We start from the raw sequence: 20155 nt of genomic DNA, 5'->3' as shown, positions 1-20155 counted from the left end.
GAGCATTTCATGGCTAGTTCCCCCACCGCCGCCTTGTCCATCCGCGAACGGCTCGGCAGCGCCAAGATCGCCGCGCTCGCGCCGCAACGCGCGGCCGCCATCGACAACCACGGCTACCGCGACCTCAAGCTGCGCATCCATGGACTGCTGCTCGAAAGAGTCGACCTGGAAAGCATGCAGCGCCTGTCGCAGGAGCGCATCCGCGAAGAATTGCGCGGCCTGGTCGAGCGCCTGCTGGACGAAGAGGCGGTGGTCATCAACGACGCCGAGCGCCGGAGCCTCACGCGCGACATCCAGCACGAGATGCTGGGCTTCGGGCCGCTCGAAACCCTGCTCTCGGACGCCAGCGTGTCGGACATCCTCGTCAACGGCCACAAGCAGGTGTATGTGGAACGTGGCGGCCGGCTGGAGCTGACCGACATCTGCTTCGACGATGACGCCCACCTGATGAAAATCATCGACAAGATCGTCTCGCGCGTGGGCCGCCGCATCGACGAATCGAGTCCCATGGTCGATGCGCGCCTGCCCGACGGTTCGCGCGTCAACGCCATCATCCCGCCGCTGGCCATCGACGGCCCCGTGATGTCGATCCGGCGTTTCTCCGTCGATCCGCTGCGCCTGGCCGACCTGGTCGCCTACCGCAGCATGACGGCCGAGATGGCCGAGGTGCTGCAGGGCCTGGGCAAGGCGAAGATGAACATCCTCATTTCCGGCGGTACGGGCAGCGGCAAGACGACCATGCTCAACGTGATTTCCGGCTTCATCGGCCATACGGAACGCATCGTCACGGTGGAAGACGCGGCCGAGCTGCAATTGCAGCAGCCGCACGTGGTGCGCCTGGAAACGCGGCCCGCGAATATAGAAGGCAAGGGGGAAGTATCGCAGCGCGCGCTGGTGCGCAATGCCCTGCGCATGCGTCCGGACCGCATCATCCTGGGCGAGGTGCGCGGCGCCGAGGCGCTCGACATGCTGGGTGCGATGAACACGGGCCACGAAGGCTCGATGGCCACCATCCACGCCAATACGCCACGCGACGCCATCACGCGGCTGGAAAACATGATCAGCATGGCGGCGGCGAATTTGCCCAGCAAGGCCATCCGGCAACAGATCAGCTCGGCCGTGTCGGTGGTGGTGCAAGTGTCGCGCCTGATCGACGGCAAGCGCAAGGTCACGTCGATCCAGGAAATCACGGGCATGGAAGGAGAGGTCATCACGATGCAGGAAATCTTCAGCTTCAGGCAGACGGGCGTGGCAGAGGGCGGCGCGGTGGTCGGGCATTTCTCGGCCAGCGGCATCCGCCCGCGTTTCCTCGAACGCCTGAACAGCTTTGGCATCGGCGTCTCGGCCGCCCTGTTCGAGCCCACGGCGGCGGGGCGCTGACCGCCATGCTTTCCTACCTTGTCTATGTGTTCCTCTTCCTTGCCGTCCTGCTGCTGGTGGCGGGCGCCTGGCTGGCGTGGCAAGCGGCGCGGGGGCCGGGCGCGGCGCGGGTGGCGCGGCGCTTGCAGTCCATGTATACGGCCAGCGATGGCGAACAGGCGCTGTCGATCACCAAGCAGCGCCCGCTGAGCGTCTATCCCTTCCTGCAAGGCGTGCTGGAAGGCTTGCCCGGCGCGCGGCGCGTCGAGCAACTGCTGCTGCAGGCGGGCATGCGCTGGCTGGTGGCCGGCTTTCTCGGCTATTGCGCACTGGGCGCGACGGTTGGCCTGCTGCTGGCCAGCGCGCTGCCGCTGCCATGGTATGTGCGTCTGGGCCTGGGCGCGGGCGGCGCCGCGCTGCCGTATCTGCTGGCGCGCCGGGCCAGGAGCCGGCGGCTGGTGCGCATCGAGCAGCAGTTGCCGGACGCGCTCGACCTGATGGGCCGCGCCATGCGCGCCGGCCATGCCTTTCCCACCGCGCTGAAAATGGTCGGCGAGGAGATGACGGGGCCGCTGGCCGACGAGTTTCGCGCCGTGTTCGACGAAGTCAGTTTTGGCGTGGCGATGGCCGATGCGCTGGGCAACCTGGCCGCGCGCGTGCCCAGCACGGACTTGCGCTATTTCGTCATCGCCGTGCTGATCCAGCGCGAGACGGGCGGCAACCTGACTGAATTGCTGGGCAGCATCAGCGCGATCATCCGCGACCGATTGAAACTGCTGGGCCAGGTGCGCGTGCTGTCGGCCGAAGGGCGCATGTCGGCCTGGGTGCTGGGCTTGCTGCCGTTTGGCGCGGCGCTGATGATGCACGTGATGAATCCGCAGTTCATTGCCGTGCTGTACACGGATGCGGGCGGGCGCAAGATGGTCGGCGTGGCGCTGGGCTTGCTGATGGTTGGCGTGCTCGGCATCCGAAAAATTATCCATATCCGGGTGTGACATGAAAGAAAAGACACGATGAGCGGCATGAGTGCGGCGCAGTTGGCTTTGCTGGGCCTGCTGTTCCTGATTGTTTTCGCGCTGGCCGTGCTGGTGCTGCGCCTGTTCGCCGGCAGCGCCGTGCAGGAGCGGCTGCAGGCGCTCGGCGATGCGGCCGCCGGCGACCGCGAGCGCCATGCCAGGCGGCGCTGGGTGGCGCACGCCGTCAGCCTGACGCGCCCGCTGGCCAGGCTGTCGCTGCCGGACGAGGGCTGGGAACGTTCGCCCATCCGCAGCCGCTTCGTGCATGCCGGCTGGCGCAGCCAGGCCGCGCCGGCCCTGTTTTATGCGGCCAAGACGGGCCTGTTCGTGGGCTTGCCGCTGCTGTTGTATTTTCTGCTGCGCCAGGGCGGGCACAATATGCCGTTGTGGCTGGTCGCGGCGGCCGCCCTCGGCTATTACCTGCCCAATGTCTGGCTGTCGCACTGCCTGAAACAGCGTCAGCGCGAAGTGTTCGAAACCTTTCCCGATGTGCTGGACCTGATGACGGTGTGCGTCGAGGCGGGGCTGGCGATGGATGCGGCGCTGGCGCGCGTGGCGCAGGAAATCGGCCTGAAAAGCGCCGTCCTGGCCGAAGAGCTGCAACTGGTGACGCTGGAGCTGCGCGCCGGCAGCGCCAAGGACAAGGCCTTGCGCAACCTGGCCCTGCGCACGGGCGTGGAGGACGTGGACGCGCTGGTGACCTTGCTGATCCAGGCCGAGCGCTTCGGCACGAGCATCGCCGCGTCGCTGCGCGTGCAATCCGACCAGCTGCGCACCAAGCGGCGTCAGCGCGCCGAAGAAACGGCGGCCAGGATCGCCCTCAAGCTGCTGTTTCCGCTGATCTTTTTCATCTTTCCGTCGCTGATGGTCGTGCTGATGGGGCCGGCGTTCCTGCAGATTTACCGCGTGCTGCTGCCGGCCATGCGCGGCAATTGAAAGATCGCTGAGAGGCGAAAAAAAAGCTGCCGGAGTTTCCTCCGGTAGCTTCTTTACATCAGAGTGCTTCTGGCAATCAGGCGAATGGCGTCAGCAGGGTGATCATCTGGCCAAAGATCTTCGGGCTGGCGGCGATGACGTCGCCCTTGTACAGGTAGTCCGATTCGCCGCTGAACTCACCGACGATGCCGCCCGATTCCGTGATCATCAGGGCGCCGGCGGCGATATCCCAAGGCTTCAAGCCTTTTTCGTAGAAGCCATCCAGGCGGCCGCAAGCGACGTAGGCCAGGTCCAGCGCGGCCGAACCGGCGCGGCGCACGCCCTGGCTGCGTTCGCCCATGATCGCGTACATCTTCAGGTATTCGTCCAGCGCGCGGGCGCTGCCGGCCACGTAGCCGGTGCCCAGCAGGGCGTTCGAGATGCGGTCCAGCTTGGTGACGCGGATGCGTTTTTCGTTCAGGTAGGCGCCGGCGCCTTTAGTGGCCGTGAACAGGTCGTTGCGGACCGGATCGTAGATGACGGCTTGCGTGACGACGCCGCGATGCGCGAGAGCGATCGAGATGCAGTATTGCGGGAAGCCGTGGATAAAGTTGGTGGTGCCATCGATCGGGTCGATGATCCACTGATATTCATTCTCGTCGTGCGAGTTGGCGGAAGCTCCCGATTCCTCAGCCAGGAACGCGTGGTCCGGGTAGGCTTTGGACAGCACCTCGATGATGGCTTGTTCGGCCGCCTGATCGACGTCGGTGACGAAATCGTTATGTTGTTTTTCCGTGACGACGACGCGGTCGAGGTCAAAAGAGGCGCGATTGATGACGGCGGCGCCGCGGCGGGCGGCTTTGATCGCCGTGTTGAGCATTGGGTGCATGTGAGCTTCCGTTAAAAGCACGCGACCGCCCAGCGTCGCCTTTCGGCGCCGGTACGATAGAGTGCAAGAATGAATTAAAGAGCGGAGCGGTGCCGAAGTGGTTAAAATCCCGGCCTGGCGTCAGCGTTTTGTGACTCCGTTTCCCGAAATTTCCTGTATCGATACCGCGCAATAGCGCTATTTTAAATGAATCTGCCCGAAATCAACACGTCTCTTTTCAAACGCCTGCGATTTATTCTTGTCGAAACTAGTCGTCCTGGCAACATTGGCGGCGTCGCGCGCGCCATGAAAACGATGGGTTTTTCCGATCTGGTGCTGGTCAACCCCCGTTTTCCCGATGCCTTGACGGATGCGGAAGCGGTGGCCTTCGCCAGCGGCGCGCAGGATATTTTGTCGGGCGCTCGCATCGTCGGTTCGATCGCCGAAGCGCTCGAAGGCTGCAATTACGCGGCGGCTGTCTCGGCCAGATTGCGCGAATTTTCGCCGCCCGTCACGGCCCCGCGCGCCATCGCGGCCCAGCTGGCGGCCAGCGAAGAGCTGCACGCGGCCGTCATCTTCGGCAACGAGCGCTTCGGCTTGCCCAACGAGATCGTCGAGCAGTGCAATGTGCTGATCAACATTCCCGCCAATCCCGAGTATTCCTCGCTGAACCTGTCGCAGGCGGCGCAAGTGGTGGCCTATGAATGCCGCGTGGCGGCCCTCGGCGATGGTCAAGCCGCCAGTCCCGTCGGTTTCCATGGCGACGCGGCCAGCCTGGCGCAGGTCGACGGCATGTATGCGCATCTGGAGCAGGCCTTGGTCGCCATCGATTTCCTCGACGCCGACAATCCGAAAAAACTGATGCCGCGCCTGAAACGCCTGTTTTCGCGCACGGGGCTGGAAACGGAAGAAGTCAACATCCTGCGCGGCATCGCGCGGCATATCCTGGCGGTAGCCAAAAAAGGCCCATGATAGAGACCCGGCTGCTGCGCCAGTTCATCGCCGTCGCCGAGGAACTGAACTTTCGCCGCGCGGCCGAACGGCTGCACATGGCGCAGCCGCCGCTGTCGCAGGCGATACTGCGGCTGGAAGACTTGCTCGGCTACCCTGTATTCGAGCGCACGAACCGCAAGGTTGCCTTGACGCCCGCCGGCAGCACGTTTCTGGCCACGGCGCGCCAGGTGCTGGCCAGCCTGGAAGAGGGCGTGGCCGCTGCGCGCCGCGTGGCGCAGGGCGTCGAGGGGCACTTGCGCCTGAGTTTCATCCACATCACACCGTATGCCCACGTGCTCGATGCCTTGCGCGCTTTCCGCGCCGCCTCGCCCGCCGTGCAATTCACCTTGCGCGAAGCGTCGACGCAGCAGCAGGTCGAGTGGCTGGAAAAGAACGAGGTCGATATCGCCCTGCTGCGCGCACCGGGCCGCAGCACGCCGCTCTTGCGCTTCGAGCGCCTGTCCGGCGAAGACATCGTGATCGCGCTGCCCTTGAACCACCGCTGCGCGGGGCTGACGCGGGTGGACCTGGCGGAGCTGGCCGGTGACGATTTCGTCGCCTCGCCGCGCGAGCTGGGCCAGGGTTTCCACGACCAGCTGGCCAGCCTGTGCCTGCACGCGGGTTTTGTGCCGCACGTGGCGCAGCAGGCGCGCCGCTTGCAAACGGTGCTGGGACTGGTGGCGGCCGGCTTCGGCGTGGCCCTGCTGCCGGCCAGCCTGGCGGCATCCAGGCCTGCCGGCGTCGTCATGCTGCCGCTGGCAAGCAGCGCGCCCGAAGCGCTGCGCCAGCTTGACCTGTACATGGCGTGGGACCCGCAGCGCCCATCGCCCGTGCGCGAGCGGCTGCTGGCGCAATTGCGGCTCTTTTCCGCCCATTGAGACTTGAATTGAGACGTTAAGCGTCTCGTTTCAATATAAATAAGATATTTTACAGATGATGGCCCAGGGGCCAGCATGGCGTTTTTGATTGTCAGGAACTGCCATGTCCACCATGTCCTCGCGCACAGTGCTGCCGTCCGCCACGCTGCCATTCTCCATTTATCTGCTCTCCCTGTGCAGCTTCGCCTTTGGTTTATCTGAATTCATCGCCGCCGGCCTGCTGTCTCCCATGGCGCGCGACTTGCACGCCAGCGTGGCGGCGGCCGGCGGCGCCATCGCCGCGTATGCGCTGGGGGCGGCCATCGGTGCGCCGATCCTGACGGCCATGCTGGCGCGCCGGCCCACGCGCCAGGTGCTGGTGGCCACCATGCTCGTGCTGGCCGTTGGCAGCGTGGCCATGGCGGCCGCGCCGGCACTGGGCGCGCTGCTCGGTGTGCGCTTTGCCGTCGGCCTCGCGCATGGCGTGTTCATGGCCGTCGCCTCGCATGCGGCCACCAGCCTGGTCGACCCGTCGCGCGCAGGCAGGGCGCTCTCCATCGTCTGGCTGGGCCTGACCCTGGCGCTGGCCGGCGGCGTGCCGCTGGGGACGTGGCTGGGCGCCGTCTCGTCGTGGCGCTGGGTATTTGCCGCCATCGGCGTGCTGGCCCTATGCGGCGGCGCCGGCCTGCGCTGCGCCATGCCGGCCGCGCGCCAGCAGCTTGGCGCCGTATCGGCGCTGGCCAGCCTGCGCGCCATCTTGCAGCCACCCCTGCTGATGGCGGCCGGCGTGGCGGCGCTGGTCAGCGTGGCGACCTTCAGTTTTTTCACGTATGTGTCGCCCTTCCTGCTGCAACTGGGCGGACTCGATGCGGCCTGGCTGGGCGCCGCCATGCTGTCCTTTGGCGCGTGCGCCATCGGCGGCAACCTGCTGGGCGGCTGGTGCGCCGATCGTCCCCATGCGCTGCGTTCCACCGTGCTGGCCCTGGCCGCGCTGGCGCTCAATTTGCTGGGCTTTTATATGTTGCGCGCCCAGCCTCTGGCCATGCTGGCCCTGTGCGGCACTTTGGGCTTGCTCTTCTTTGCCCTCGTGACCCTGTCGACCATGCGGCTGCTACGCCTGGCGCAGCGGCATTGCCCGGGCAGCGACGCCGTGGCGGCGGGCTTGAATATCGCCGCCTTCAATGCGGGTACGGCCGTTGGAGGAGCGCTCGGCGGTGCGCTGATCGTCGCCTTTGGCTTGCCCAGCATCGCCATCGGCGGCGCGCTGGCGGCGCTGCTGGCCATGCTGCTGCTGTGGTTTCAGTCGCGCAAACTAGACTCTGTGCTCTAGTTTTTGCGTTCAAGCGCCTACTGCCTTTGGCGTACACTGGCCTGCAAAAGGCCGTACAAAACAAGGGGAGACATGGGGATGCAACGCAGATCGTTTCTGAAACTGGGCTTGCTCGGCGCCGGGGTGCTGGCCGCCGGCGGCGCCGCCTACCGTCTCGTGCGCGGACCGGCGCCGCCTGGCCGCTTCATGCTTGATGGCGGGGCGCGCGCGGCGCTGGCGGCCATCGTGCCGGCCATGCTGGGCAGCGCGCTGCCGCAGGAAGCATCTGCACGTACCACTGCGCTCGATGGCGCCATCACCGGCGTGGACACGGCCATCCGTGGCTTGCCGCTGGCGGCGCAGCAGGAGGTGCAGGACCTGTTTGGCTTGCTGGCGCTGGCACCCGCGCGGCGCTTCGTCGCCGGTGTGCATGGCGGCTGGCTTGACGCGGATCCCGCCCAGGTGGCCGCCTTTCTGCAGTCGTGGCGCACGCACCGCCTGGCGACACTGCAGACGGCCTACCTGGCCCTGCACGACCTGATCCTCGGCGCCTGGTATGCCGATGCCGCCCACTGGGCCGCCATCGGCTATCCGGGACCGCTGCCCGAACTGAGCGCATAAGGCATCCATGAGCACATCTCCCATTCCTGACCCCATCGCCATCGGCGTGGCCGCCGGCTGGAACGTCACCGACGCCAGCACCCTGGGTACCGACCGCAGCTTCGAGGCCGACGTCGTCGTCATCGGCAGCGGCGCCGGCGGCGGCGTGACGGCGGAAATCCTCGCGCTGGCCGGCTTGAAAGTGCTGATCGTCGAGGAGGGCGGCCTGAAGTCGTCGCAAGACTTCAAGATGCGCGAAGCGCAGGCTTATCCCGCGCTGTACCAGGAATCGGCCGCCCGCAAGACGCGCGACAAGGCGATCAATATCCTGCAGGGGCGCACGGTCGGTGGTTCGACCACCGTCAACTGGACCTCGAGCTTTCGCACGCCGCCCGGCACGCTGGAATACTGGCGCAAGCATTTTGGCTTGGCCGGCTATGGCGTGGACGCCATGGCGCCGTGGTTCGCCATGATGGAAAAACGCCTGCACGTGAGCGACTGGGCCGTGCCGCCGAATGAAAACAACGATTTATTGCGCCGTGGCGCCACGGCGCTGGGCATCCCCACGGCCGCCATCCGGCGCAATGTGAACGGCTGCTGGAACCTCGGCTACTGCGGCATGGGCTGCCCGACGAACGCCAAGCAGTCGATGCTGGTGACGACGATTCCCTCGGCGCTGGCGCTGGGCGCGGGCCTGCTCGTGCATGCACGCGCCGAGCGTTTCAGCTTCAAGGGCGAGCGCGTCGACAGCCTGCAGGTGACGGCGCTCGACGCGGCCGGGCAAGTGCCGACGGGCGTGCGCCTGACGCTGCGCGCCAAGCACTTTGTGCTGGCCGGCGGCGCCATCAATTCGCCGGCGCTGCTGCTGCGCTCGCAGGCGCCCGACCCGCACGGCTTGCTGGGCCGGCGTACCTTTTTGCATCCGACGGTGATTTCGGCCGGCCTGTTCCCCCAGCGCGTCGATGCTTACGCGGGCGCGCCGCAGACGATTTATTCCGACCATTTCCTGCACACGGCGCCCATCGATGGCCCCATCGGCTACAAGCTTGAAGCGCCGCCTTTGCACCCGCTGCTGATGGCCACCACCATGGGCGGCTTCGGCGATGAACATGCGCGCACGATGCGCGAATTTCCCCATGCGCACGGCTTGCTGGCCCTGCTGCGCGACGGCTTTCACCACGATGCGGCGGGTGGCAGCGTGTCCATCGACAGTTTCGGCGCGCCCGTGCTCGACTATCCGCTCACGCCCTTCATCTGGGATGGCGCGCGGCGCGCGCTGCTGTCGATGGCGGAAATCCAGTTCGCCGCCGGCGCGAACAGCGTGTATCCCGTACACGAGCTGGCCCGCCACTACACCAGCTGGGCGCAGGCGAAACAGGCCATCGGCGCATTGCCGATGCAGGCGCTGCTGGCGCGCGTGGTGTCGGCCCACGTGATGGGCGGCTGCACCATGTCGGACGATGCACGGCTGGGCGTGACGGGGTCCGACGGGCGCTACCATGGCGTGCGCAACCTGTCCGTGCACGACGGTTCGCTGTTTCCCACCTCGATAGGCGCCAATCCGCAGCTGACGATTTACGCGCTGGCCGCGCGCCTGGCCAGCGGCCTGGCGCAAGCGCTGACGGGCAAGCCGGCCCCCGTGCCCGTGCCAACTGCCGCATGATCGCGCGTATCCTCAAGTGGCTGATGCTGCTGCAAGTACTGGCCGTGCTGTGCGTGGCTTACCTGGCCATGCATGCGTGGGGCGTCGCGTCGCCGCTGCTGGCCGTGCTGCTGGCGGGCGCCATGCTGCTGGCCGTGCGCGCGCTGGTCGTCGCGCGCAACTTTTGGGAAAGCCGGCGCCTGGGCAGCCCCGTGCCGCCTGAATACCAGCTGGGCGCCATGGGCGCCGCGCGCCTGTTTTTCGGCGAACTGCGCGCCACCCTGTGGACGTCGTCGTGGGGCATGCTGCGTCCGCGCCTGCATGCGGCCGGCAGCATCCCCGGCCAGGGCATGCCGGTGCTGCTGGTGCACGGCTATGTGTGCAACCGCGGCTACTGGACAAAGCTGAGCGGGCAACTGGCACGGGCCGGTATCGTGTACAAGGCGATCGATCTGGAACCGATTAACGGCGACATCGAGGCGTTCGTGCCGCAGGTCGAGCAAGCCATCACCGAGCTGTGCGCCCGTACGGGCAGCGACCGCGTGATTCTTGTCGCCCACAGCATGGGTGGCCTGGTGGCGCGCGCCTGGCTGCGCCGGCATGGCGCGGCCCGCGTGGCCCGCATCATCACCATCGGCACGCCGCACCACGGCACGGCGCTGGCCAACCTGGCGGCGGGGACGAATGCGCGGCAGATGAGCCGTATCGATGGCGCGCCGAGCGGCTGGCTGGCGCAACTGGCCGCCAGCGAGACGGCAGAGACGCGCGCGCTGATCACGTCGATGTATTCGCATCACGACAATATCGTCGCGCCGCAAGCGTCCGCACAGCTGCCCGGTGCGCGCAATCTCGCCTTCGGCGGCATCGGCCACGTGGCGCTGGCCAGCGATGCGCGCGTGCTGCGCCAGCTGCTGGAAGAAATCACTATCAAGAACGAAGTCGCCTAACCCCCATCTACTCCCCATTTTGCCTGAGTCCTGTTGTGTTTTGTCTGCATGGCAAGACTGTCTGTTTTGACTCTGCTGTTGCCCCTGTTTAACAACGCACGGGGCAGAAAATGCTGTTTTCCACTGGCGTACTGTATTAAGCTAACGTCAGAAGACAGCCGGCGAAATTTTTTTGCTGGGGCCGCTTGCGCCGTTCCGCCGGCATCCTGCGGACAGATATTTTTCTGGATGTATGGCAAGATGTTGTAGGATTGTTATGTAGATCGCGCAAACGGAAAGTTGAACGCAGGCAGAAAATGAGTCCATGCAGTTTTTATTGGGGGCGCTAATTGTCCGCACGTATCCTGATTATCGAAGATAACGCCACCAATATGGAATTGATGGTGTATTTGCTGCGTGCCTTCGGGTACACGCCGCTGGCCGCCTATGACGGCGAAGAGGGCGTGCGCATGGCGCGCAGCGAACTGCCGGACTTGATCATTTGCGACGTGCATTTGCCCAAGCTCGATGGCTATGGCGTGGTGGCGGAGCTGAAGAAAGACCCGCAGCTGCGCACCATCCCGGCCCTGGCCGTGACGGCGCTGGCCATGGTGGGCGACCGCGAACGCCTGCTCGAAGCGGGCTTCAATGGCTACATCGGCAAGCCGATCGAGCCCGACCTGTTCGTCGCGGAGCTGGAGTCTTTTTTACCGGGGGCGCCGTCGACGCCAGTTAAAAACGACATAGCCACCATCCTGATCGTTGATGATCATGTGCTGAACCGCGAGTTTCTGACCGCCCTGCTGGGCTACGGCGGCCACCGCCTGCTGGAGGCGGCGAATGGCGCCGATGCGCTGGAAATATTGCGTACCGAGCGGCCGGACCTGATCATTTCCGACATCCTCATGCCGAACATGGACGGCTACGAATTCGTCACGCGCGTGCATGCCGATCCCGCGCTGACCGACGTGCCCATCATCTTTTATACGGCCACCTACCGCGAGCAGGAAGCGATCCTGCTGGCGCAGGCTTGCGGCGTGCGCTGGGTGCTGCCCAAGCCGTCCGACCCCGAGGTCATCGTGCGCACCGTCAACGAGGCGCTGGGGCTGATGCCGGCGGCGGCCCAGGTGCCGGCGGCGCCGCAGGCCAGCGGCGGTGCGGCCCCTCCCGCCACAGGCAAGCTGGCCGGCATCGAGCACCAGGTCAGCGGCTACCTCGACGAACTGGAATCGAGCAGCCAGCAGATCTCGCAGCTGGCCACCCAGCGCGAAGGCCAGGCCGCCATCCCCGAAGACCTGGGTGTCATGACGGAGCGCCTGTCGCGCTCGCTGTCGAGCCTGCAGGCGGTGAGCCTGCGCCTGACGGCCCTGATCGAGCTGGGCATCGAACTGGGCGCCGAACGCGATCCGCGCGCCCTGATCGAGGCGGGTTGCAAGGTGGCGCAGAATATCTGCGTCTCCAGGTACGCCTGCATCGGCGTGCTGGAAGAGGGCGCCGAAAAACTCAGCTATTTTTCCTCGTGCGGCGCCGAGAAAAACCTCGAGCGCATCGCCAGCGCGCCGCGCACGGGCATTTTGAACCGCTTGCTGGAACAGCGCCAGCCCTACCGGGTCAATGGCTTGAAGGGTGATCCCGGCGCGCTGGGCCTGCCCGACACGCACCCGCCCGTGCATTCCTTCCTGGGCGTGGCCATCGCTTCGCGCGAGCGCAGCCACGGCTGGCTGTACCTGGTCGACAAGCTGGGGGCGAATGAATTTTCCGAAGTCGACGAGCGGGTCGCCGCCACGGTGGCGGCGCAGATCGCCGTCGCCTATGACAACCTGCTGCTGTACGACGAAATCAAGCGCCACCACGAGCAGCTGACCCTGGACATGGCGGCGCGCATCCGCCTCGATGAAGACTTGCGCCGCTTCCGTCTGGCGATGGATGCCACGGCCGACGCGATTTTCCTCGTCGACCGCGCCGGCATGTGCTTCGTCGACGTCAACCAGACGGCTTGCCGCATGCTCGGTTTCGAGCGCGAGGATTTCCTGCGCGTGGGGCCGGGCCGCGCGCACGAGGGAGAATCCCAGCTGGAAGAGCTGTACAACAAGCTGCTGGCCGGCGACCAGGGCGGGCCGATGGCGGAATTGCAGCTGCAGCGCAAGGACGGCTCGCCCCTGTCGGTGGAAGTGCAGCGGCGCACCCTGCGCTCGGGCCAGAGCTGGATCCTGGTGGCCGTGGCGCGCGACATCACCGAGCGCAAGGATGCCGAGCAGCGCCTGATGAAGCTGGCCCATTTCGACACCTTGACGGGTTTGCCGAACCGCAGCCAGTTCTACGCCTCGCTGACCCATTCGCTGTCGCAGGCGGCCGAGCACCAATGGGCCGTGGCCGTGCTGTTCATGGATATCGACCGCTTCAAGAATATCAACGATACGCTGGGCCACACCATCGGCGACGACCTGCTGCGTCAGTTTTCCAGCCGCCTCGTCGATTGCCTGCGCGTGCGCGACACCATTGGCCGCTTCGGCGGCGATGAATTTGCCACCATCCTGGTGCTGCCCGACGGCGCCCAGCATGCGGTGGGCGTGGTCGACAAGATCCGCGAAGCGATGCGCAAGCCCTTCGATTTGCAGGGCCACGAAGTGACGGTGACCGTCAGCATCGGCATTTCCGTGTACCCGGACGACGGCGTCGATGCGGACACCCTGATCCAATATGCCGACACGGCCATGTACCGCGCCAAGGAAGCGGGCCGCGACGCCTTCCGCTTCTTCACGGCGGAAATGAATGCGCAGTCGATGGCGCGGCTGGACATGGAAAATGCCCTGCGGCGCGCCATCGACAACGAGGAATTCGTGCTGTTCTTCCAGCCCAAGGTGAACATCATCTCGGGGCGCATCAGCGGCGCCGAGGCGCTGATACGCTGGCGCCGCCCCGGCCACGGCATGGTCTCGCCGGCCCTGTTCATCCCCCTGCTGGAAGAAACGGGTCTCATCGTGCGCGTCGGTAACTGGGTGCTCGACGAAGCGTGCCGCAAGATCAGCGAGTGGGGCGCCAGCAGCATCGGGCCCGTGCACCTGTCGGTCAACGTGTCGGGCATCCAGTTTTTCGTCGGCGGCCTGGAAGAGGAGGTGCTCAAGGCGATCCGCAAATACGATATCGCGCCCGAACTGCTGGAGCTGGAGCTGACGGAAAGCTCGCTCATGTCGAACGCCGAGGAAACCATCGCCGTGCTGCGCAACCTGAAGGCGCTGGGCATCCAGATTTCCATCGACGATTTCGGCACCGGCTATTCCAGCCTGGCTTACCTGAAGCGCTTCCCCATCGACAAGCTGAAGATCGACATCGCCTTCGTGCGCGAAGTGACGAGCAACCCGGACGACGCGGCCATCGTGCTGGCCATCATCAGCATGGCGCACAGCATGAAGCTGGAAGTGATCGCCGAAGGCGTGGAAAACGATGCCCAGCTGGCCTATCTGCGGCGCCACGGCTGCGACGAGATGCAGGGCTATTATTTCAGCCGCCCCGTGCCGCACGAGGAATTCGAGCAGATGCTGATGAAAGGCCAGCTGCTGCAGGCGCCCGAGGATGCGGGCAGCGAAGAACAGCAAACCTTGCTGATCGTCGACGACGACGTCTTCATGCTCGACGTGCTCAGCGACTTCCTGGCGCAGGACGGCTACCGCATCCTGACGGCGCAGACGGCCGCCGAGGGCTTCGACATCCTGGCGCGCCACAAGGTGCAGGTGATCCTGTGCGACCAGTGCATGCCGCTCATGAGCGGCACCGAATTCATGGAGCGGGTCAAGCACCTGTGCCCCGACACCTTCCGCATCATGCTGTCCGCCTTTGCCGACCTGACGCCCATCATGGCGGCCATCAACCGCGGCGCCGTCGACCGCTTCTACACGAAACCGTGGAAAGGCGCCGTGCTGCGCGAGAATATCCGCGAAGGCTTCCGCCTGCACAAGCTGCTACACGGCCAGGTGAAAGCGGCGGCGTAGGTGCTTGCGGTACTGGCAAGTGGCCGCCGCGTGCGCTGGCGCACCTTGCGCAGCCGTTTTCCATCGAATTAGACTCCCGTCTCTAGTTTTGCTCTCTAGAATAAAACGCATCCATGCGTGGCATGGCCTTTCACATGACGGGAGCTGGCGATGGTGAAGAAATTGAAGGAACTGGCGGAAGACGCGGAATTGGCGAACGCCGTGCGCTCGTCCGCGCAGCAGATCTGGCAAGCGGGCCTCGGCGCTTTCGCCAAGGCGCAGGAAGAAGGGGGGCGCGTGTTTTCCCGGCTGGTGAAAGAAGGCACGGAATTCCAGAAGCGCGCCGAAGACAAGGTGGCCGACGTCAGCGACAGCGTCGGCAAGCTGGCCGATGGCGTGGGCAAGCAGGCCAGCGGCTCCTGGGACAAGCTGGAACAGGTGTTTGAAGAGCGCGTCGCGCGCGCCCTGGCCGCCATCGGCGTGCCCACGCAACAGGATCTTGCCGCGCTGCACGCGCAGATCGATGCCTTGAGCCAGCAAGTGGCGGCGCTGTCGGCCAAGGCCGCGTCGGCGCCCAGGCCGAAGGCTGCGGCCAGGCCCGCCGTGAAGGCGGCGCCGAAAGCCGCATCAAAAACCGTGCCGAAAACCGCGCCCAAAGCGGCCGTCGCCAAGGCCCCGGCCAAGCCGGCGGCCAGGACCGCGCTGCGCGCCGCAGCCAGGCCAACGAGCAAGCCGGTGAGCAAACCGGCGGCGAAGAAAAAAGCGCCGGCCGCCTGAGCCGGCGCCGCATCCCTCCAGCCTGCGCGAGCAGGCTTTTTCTTGCCCGTGCTTTTCGCCGGCGCCTGGGGGCGGAGTGTTTCATTACAGCTATCTTAGGTGGTATGCTTGAGGCAGAACACAGAGAGATTGCCCGCCATGCTACAAAAAGCACCACGCCGTACCCGCGAACGCATCCTGGAGTTGTCGCTGCGCCTGTTCAATGAGTTTGGTGAGCCGAATATCACGACGACCGTGATTGCGGAAGAGATGAACATTTCGCCCGGCAACCTGTATTACCACTTCCGTAACAAGGACGACATCGTCAACTCGATTTTCGTTCAGTTCGAGGCGGAAATCGAACGCATCCTGACCGTGCCCGACGGGCGCCGTTCGAATATCGAGGATGTCTGGCTGTATTTGCACCTGATGTTCGAACTGATCTGGCGCTACCGCTTTTTCTATCGCGACCTCAACGATTTGTTGTCGCGCAACCGCAAGCTGGAATTGCACTTCAAACTGATCCTGGCGCACAAGATCAAGGTGGCCACGCAGCTGTGCGAAGACTTGCGCAGCGAACAGTCGCTGGAAGCGTCGGATATGGAAGTGGCCGCGATGGCGACGAATATGGTGGTCGTTGCCACCTACTGGCTGTCGTACGAGTATGTGCGCAATCCGCGCAAGTACAGCGAGCAGCAATCGATGTCCGATGCGCTGGCGCGCGGCTGCTACCAGGTACTGTCCCTGATCGGGCCGTATTTGCGCAATGAAACGCATTTGCTGTTTCGCAAACTGTCGGAAGAGTATGTGACCAAACTCAAGAACGACTGACGCGGCTGCTGGCGCCCCGTCGTCCATTACAGGAGAGATATATGGCTTGGAAACAATTTCCTTATCCGGACGAAGCATATGTCTACACGCCGCAAACCCTGGAAGCGGCCTGGGCGCGCCTGCATGCGGGCGACGTGGAACCGTTTCCCACCCACCCTGCGCTGGTGCAAGCCTGGCTGGCCTTCCATGCGGGCGACTTCGAGCGCGCCGTGAAGCTGGGCCTGGCCGTCGGCGTGCCCGGCTATGCGGTGGCGCACAAGGCGACCTGCATCTACGCCACGCACCTGGAAGTGGACGACAGCCGCAAACTCGACATGTACGAGGAGGTCGCCGAGCGCTGCGAGCGCCAGCAGAGCGAGCAGCCGGGCAATCCGGCCGGCTATTACTGGCATGCCTACAGCCTGGGCCGCTATGCGCTGGGCACGTCCGTCGTCAGGGCCCTGGCACAGGGCATGGGGGCGCGCGTGCGCAACAGCCTGGACCGCACGATGACTGTAGCGCCCATGCATGCGGAAGCGCATATCGCGTTTGGGATTTATCATACGGAAATTATCGACAAGGTCGGCGCCATGATCGGCGGCCTGACTTACGGCGCCAACAAGGAAGACGGCTATCAGCACTTCAAGACGGCGCTGGCCCTGACGCCATATTCGGCGCTGGCGCACAGCGAATACGCGCGCGCCTTGAACATGCTCGACGGAAAGAAAAAGCTGGCGGAAGCGCTGGCACTGTATGAAAAGGCGGCCGAGTGCGAGGCACTGGACGCCAAGGAACGCCTCGAGGTCGAGGCGGCGATCGATGAATTGAAAGGGTAGGGATTACTGTGATCAAGGCTTTATGTGTGTACTGCGGCGCCAATGCGGGCGTCTCGCCGGACTATGCCGTGGCGGCGCGCGAACTGGCGCGCGTGCTGGTGGCGGAAAATATCTCGCTCGTGTATGGCGGCGGCAAGGTGGGTTTGATGGGCGTGATCGCCGATGAAGTGCTGCGCCTGGGCGGCGAGGTGACGGGCGTGATCCCCACCCAGCTGGTCGAGCGCGAAGTGGGCCATACGGGCTTGACGCGCCAGTTCATCGTGAAGGACATGCATGAGCGCAAGGCGATGATGGCCAGCCTGTCCGACGCCTTCATCGCCATGCCAGGCGGCTATGGCACCCTGGAAGAACTGTTCGAGATGCTCACATGGGCCCAGCTGGGCTTGCACGCCAAGCCCATCGGCTTGCTCAATGTCGACCGTTTTTATGACGGCTTGATCGCTTTCGTGCAAAACGGCAAGGAGCAGGGTTTTATTCGCCCGCAGCACGCGGCCTTCCTGAATGCCGATGCCGACCCTGCGACCTTGGTGCAGCGCCTGAAAGATTGTGCGCCGTAAAGATTCCTTACGGAACCTTACCCGCAGCCATGCACTGTGAAGTGCATGGCTTTTTTATTTCTGTACGGGAAAATTGATCAAGCTCAACAACTTAATTAATATAAATATAGCCATAATATTTCTATGCAGGCATGTTTTTTTGAAAATGAAGATGCTTTTTGTATATGAATGTGTTCTACTGCACTTGTTCAAAAGACAGGCATGTCGGACACCCGGCGAGGCACCTCCCGTTTCCCGCGACGACGCCTAAGTATTGCAAGTTGCCACAACCTCGCTACTTCATCATCTTGAAAGGATGCTATTTTGAAATCCATGACCTTCCTGCGCGCGACCGCTGTTGCCGCCATTCTCGCCGCTGGCGGCGCCCACGCACAAACCACGACCATCGGCTTCGATGCGCTGGAACATCCCGGCATTTTCGGTTCCGTCTTCAACTCCTACTCCGAAGGCGGTTATGATTTCGACAGCAGCTTCCTGGGCCTGTTGAGTTCTGCGCACCAGAGCAACTTCGCCTACGCTGGCTCGGCCGGCCTGGGCGCCACGCTCCTGTCGACGACCACCTTGAGCCGTACCGATGGCGCAGCCTTCTCGCTAAGCTCGATCAGTCTGGCTGACTTCGTGAGCTTGCCTGGCGCCTACGACGTGACCTTCGTCGGCCATCAGGTGGGCGGCGGCACGGTGAGCCAGACCTTCAGCCTCGATGGCAGCCATACCTTCAGCGATTACACGTTTACGGGTTTTAACAACCTGCTGTCGGCATCGTGGAAGGAAGGCGCCTTGCACACCTTCCAGGTCGACAATATCGCCGCCAGCGTGAGCGCCGTGCCGGAACCTGCCACCTACGGCATGATGCTGGGCGGACTGGGCCTGCTGGCCTTCCTGCGCCGCCGCAAGAACGCCGCCTGAGTCTGAACTTGCTGCCGGCCTCGCCGGCGCATACCGAACAATGCCGCCCAGTGGATACCCTGGGCGGCATTGTTTCGTGGACTTCAGGAACGGCCCGTTATGGCCAGGACTTCAGGACCACAGGCGCTGGCCTGACAGGTCGAGCTGGGTCAGGTACAGGCGCACGTCGAATTCGTACTGGTGGTATTGCGGTTCCATATACGTGCACAGCTTGTAGAACGCCTTGTCGTGCTGCTTTTCCTTCACGTGCGCCAGTTCGTGCACGGCGATCATGCGCAGGAATTCCAGCGGCACTTCCTTGAACATGGTGGCCACGCGGATTTCATGCTTGGCCTTGAGCTTGCCACCCTGCACGCGCGAGATCGAGGTATGCAAGCCCAGCGCGTGCTGGATCACATGGATCTTGCTGTCGAACGCCACCTTGTTGATGGGCTCGGCATTGCGCAGGAATTCATTCTTCAAGTCTTGCACATACTGGTATAAAGCCTTGTCGTTGCGTACATCGTGCGCGCTCGGATAGCGTTTCAACAGGACGTCGCCCAGCTTGTCTTGCGCGATCAGTTGCTGCACTTGCGCTTGCGTTTGTTCGGAATAGGCGCTCAGGTATTTCAGGGATGGCTGCATGCGGGGAAGGGCGGGGCGTGGCGCGGAGGTGTCGGTAAGGCGAGAATGTACCATACCGCCGCGCCACGCGCTGCCCCAGCCCTTGCATGGGGCCGCCAGAGCAGCCCCGGATCAGCCCTTGTCGTCCTCGTCCTTGTTGCCCTGCCGGCCCGTACTGCCGCTGCGTGCCGCCGTGCTGCGGCTTTCATTGGCGCGCTGGGCCGATTGCCGGCTTTCGCCGCCCTTGCGGCCGATTTCCGCCATGTGTTCGCGGTTGCGGCTGACGGCTTCGCCCCCTTTCTGCCCGGCCCGGCGTGCTTCTTCCGAGTCGAATTCATGGGCCGTGCCCTTTTGATGGGCTGCCTGGCCGCCCTTGCTGGCGATTTCGCGTTGCTGCTCCTCGTTCATGGCGGCAAAGCCGCGCTTGCTCGTGCCTTTGCCGCTGCCTGATTCGCCGGCTTTCTGGCTGCTGCCAGTGCCTTTGCCCTGTTCATTACCTTGATTGTTAGCCATGTCGCTCTCCTTGCTGTCGAGTGGGGTCTAGTGGTCAATTCAGGTGTTCAATGCGCCTGATCGGATTGCCTGCTGGTGTCGCGGCTCTGGCCGGCGCCATTGCGGTGGCCCGCGGCGTGCATTTTTTCGATCATTTCACGCTGGCGCTGCGTAGCTTTTTCCGTTTCCTCGGCGGTTTTGCGCACCACTTCGTCCGCGAAGGCGACGGCCGTGCGGCTCGCTTCGGGGATATGCGTTTCCGCAGTGCGGTTCATCTCGACATTGGCATTGGCGACCAGATTGCCGAGCTGCTGCTGGTACTGGCGCAGCCTCACGCCGCCTGGTTGCAGCTGGGCCGCTGTCGACAGGAACTCGCCCGTGTCACGTGCGCACAGCAGTTGCTGATTGGTGTCGCTCCATTCCTGGAACAGGTCTTGCGCCAGCCGCACATGCAGCTCGCTCATTTTCTGCGCCGTGTCGAACATCTTGCGTGACAGGTCGGTGGCGAAATTGAGCTGGGCTTCCAGGTGGGACTTCAGCGCGGGGCTAATACTGTTAGGGAACATGTTCTACCTCAATGAAAATCTGGTCCGAAAAACACCCGGTGCACCGGGTGCGGCGTATGTTGAAACGAGCAAAGAGATAGACGCCGGATGGCGCGCCAGGTTCCACGCCAGGTGGTCGTTTAAGGCGCGAATGGCCCCTGGCTGCTTGAAAAATGCGATGGTTTTGCGCCAGATCA

19 protein-coding genes are annotated in these 20155 nt (G+C 64.3%); 15 read left to right on the top strand and 4 right to left on the bottom strand.

The genetic code is table 11. From position 1 onward, the window contains the following. Window positions 1-33: 33 nt before the first annotated feature. Genes HWE17_RS16600 through HWE17_RS16590 form a run of 3 tightly spaced genes read left to right on the top strand, consistent with a single transcriptional unit; the run spans window position 34 to window position 3311 of the window. Window positions 34-1380, top strand: a complete 1347-nt coding sequence (locus HWE17_RS16600) for a CpaF family protein (protein WP_099402623.1) — start codon at window positions 34-36, stop codon at window positions 1378-1380. Window positions 1381-1385: 5 nt separating this feature from the next. Continuing rightward, window positions 1386-2354, top strand: coding sequence for a type II secretion system F family protein (locus HWE17_RS16595; RefSeq protein WP_176389497.1), 969 nt, complete (start codon window positions 1386-1388; stop codon window positions 2352-2354). Between the two features lie 27 nt (window positions 2355-2381). Next, window positions 2382-3311, top strand: coding sequence for a type II secretion system F family protein (locus HWE17_RS16590; RefSeq protein WP_176389512.1), 930 nt, complete (start codon window positions 2382-2384; stop codon window positions 3309-3311). A 76-nt stretch (window positions 3312-3387) separates the two neighbouring features. Here the strand turns inward: HWE17_RS16590 and HWE17_RS16585 are convergent, their stop codons facing one another. Beyond that, the gene (locus HWE17_RS16585) at window positions 3388-4170 is read right to left on the bottom strand and encodes an inositol monophosphatase family protein (protein ID WP_035826389.1); all 783 of its coding nucleotides are present in this window, start codon (window positions 4168-4170) and stop codon (window positions 3388-3390) included. A 195-nt stretch (window positions 4171-4365) separates the two neighbouring features. Here HWE17_RS16585 and HWE17_RS16580 point away from each other — a divergent pair, with 195 nt between their 5' ends. From HWE17_RS16580 to HWE17_RS28685, 12 genes are all read left to right on the top strand, one after another. Beyond that, the gene (locus HWE17_RS16580; RefSeq protein ID WP_035826392.1) at window positions 4366-5130 is read left to right on the top strand and encodes an RNA methyltransferase; all 765 of its coding nucleotides are present in this window, start codon (window positions 4366-4368) and stop codon (window positions 5128-5130) included. Next, a complete protein-coding gene (locus HWE17_RS16575) occupies window positions 5127-6029 on the top strand; it encodes a LysR substrate-binding domain-containing protein (RefSeq protein ID WP_176389496.1) in 903 nt (300 codons plus the stop codon). The genes HWE17_RS16580 and HWE17_RS16575 overlap by 4 nt, the downstream gene beginning before the upstream one ends. A 103-nt stretch (window positions 6030-6132) precedes the next feature. Continuing rightward, window positions 6133-7338, top strand: coding sequence for an MFS transporter (locus tag HWE17_RS16570; RefSeq protein WP_255206277.1), 1206 nt, complete (start codon window positions 6133-6135; stop codon window positions 7336-7338). 72 nt (window positions 7339-7410) lie between these two features. Further along, window positions 7411-7938 (top strand): hypothetical protein, encoded by a 528-nt coding sequence (locus HWE17_RS16565; protein ID WP_176389495.1) that lies wholly within the window; start codon window positions 7411-7413, stop codon window positions 7936-7938. Window positions 7939-7945: 7 nt separating this feature from the next. Further along, window positions 7946-9580, top strand: coding sequence for a GMC family oxidoreductase (locus HWE17_RS16560; RefSeq protein ID WP_176389494.1), 1635 nt, complete (start codon window positions 7946-7948; stop codon window positions 9578-9580). Then, window positions 9577-10506, top strand: a complete 930-nt coding sequence (locus tag HWE17_RS16555) for a triacylglycerol lipase (protein WP_176389493.1) — start codon at window positions 9577-9579, stop codon at window positions 10504-10506. Before HWE17_RS16560 ends, HWE17_RS16555 begins: the two co-directional genes overlap by 4 nt. A 329-nt stretch (window positions 10507-10835) precedes the next feature. After that, window positions 10836-14474, top strand: coding sequence for an EAL domain-containing protein (locus HWE17_RS16550; RefSeq protein ID WP_176389492.1), 3639 nt, complete (start codon window positions 10836-10838; stop codon window positions 14472-14474). Window positions 14475-14624: 150 nt separating this feature from the next. Further along, window positions 14625-15230 carry a phasin family protein gene (locus tag HWE17_RS16545; protein ID WP_176389491.1) on the top strand — a complete coding sequence of 202 codons (606 nt, stop codon included), beginning with the start codon at window positions 14625-14627 and terminating at the stop codon, window positions 15228-15230. Window positions 15231-15368: 138 nt separating this feature from the next. Continuing rightward, the gene (locus HWE17_RS16540; RefSeq protein ID WP_034758777.1) at window positions 15369-16040 is read left to right on the top strand and encodes a TetR/AcrR family transcriptional regulator; all 672 of its coding nucleotides are present in this window, start codon (window positions 15369-15371) and stop codon (window positions 16038-16040) included. A 41-nt stretch (window positions 16041-16081) separates the two neighbouring features. Further along, entirely contained in the window at window positions 16082-16855 is a 774-nt protein-coding gene (locus tag HWE17_RS16535) for a hypothetical protein (protein ID WP_176389490.1), read from the top strand. Window positions 16856-16866: 11 nt separating this feature from the next. Beyond that, window positions 16867-17412 carry a TIGR00730 family Rossman fold protein gene (locus HWE17_RS16530; RefSeq protein WP_176389510.1) on the top strand — a complete coding sequence of 182 codons (546 nt, stop codon included), beginning with the start codon at window positions 16867-16869 and terminating at the stop codon, window positions 17410-17412. A 312-nt stretch (window positions 17413-17724) separates the two neighbouring features. Continuing rightward, window positions 17725-18318, top strand: coding sequence for a PEP-CTERM sorting domain-containing protein (locus HWE17_RS28685; protein ID WP_255206279.1), 594 nt, complete (start codon window positions 17725-17727; stop codon window positions 18316-18318). Between the two features lie 111 nt (window positions 18319-18429). On the opposite strand, the gene HWE17_RS16520 is transcribed toward HWE17_RS28685, so the two are convergent. The 3 genes from HWE17_RS16520 to HWE17_RS16510 form a co-directional block, all read right to left on the bottom strand. Then, window positions 18430-18942 carry a YgjP-like metallopeptidase domain-containing protein gene (locus tag HWE17_RS16520; RefSeq protein ID WP_099402635.1) on the bottom strand — a complete coding sequence of 171 codons (513 nt, stop codon included), beginning with the start codon at window positions 18940-18942 and terminating at the stop codon, window positions 18430-18432. A gap of 111 nt (window positions 18943-19053) precedes the next feature. Further along, window positions 19054-19434 carry a KGG domain-containing protein gene (locus tag HWE17_RS16515; protein ID WP_035826421.1) on the bottom strand — a complete coding sequence of 127 codons (381 nt, stop codon included), beginning with the start codon at window positions 19432-19434 and terminating at the stop codon, window positions 19054-19056. Window positions 19435-19481: 47 nt separating this feature from the next. Then, window positions 19482-19979, bottom strand: coding sequence for a phasin family protein (locus HWE17_RS16510; protein WP_176389489.1), 498 nt, complete (start codon window positions 19977-19979; stop codon window positions 19482-19484). Between the last annotated feature and the right edge of the window lie 176 nt (window positions 19980-20155).

This window comes from Janthinobacterium sp. BJB401, assembly GCF_013372745.1.
GTDB lineage: Bacteria > Pseudomonadota > Gammaproteobacteria > Burkholderiales > Burkholderiaceae_D > Janthinobacterium > Janthinobacterium rivuli.
Note: the sequence above shows the minus strand (reverse complement) of the source record. Positions and strands in the feature narration are given on the sequence as shown.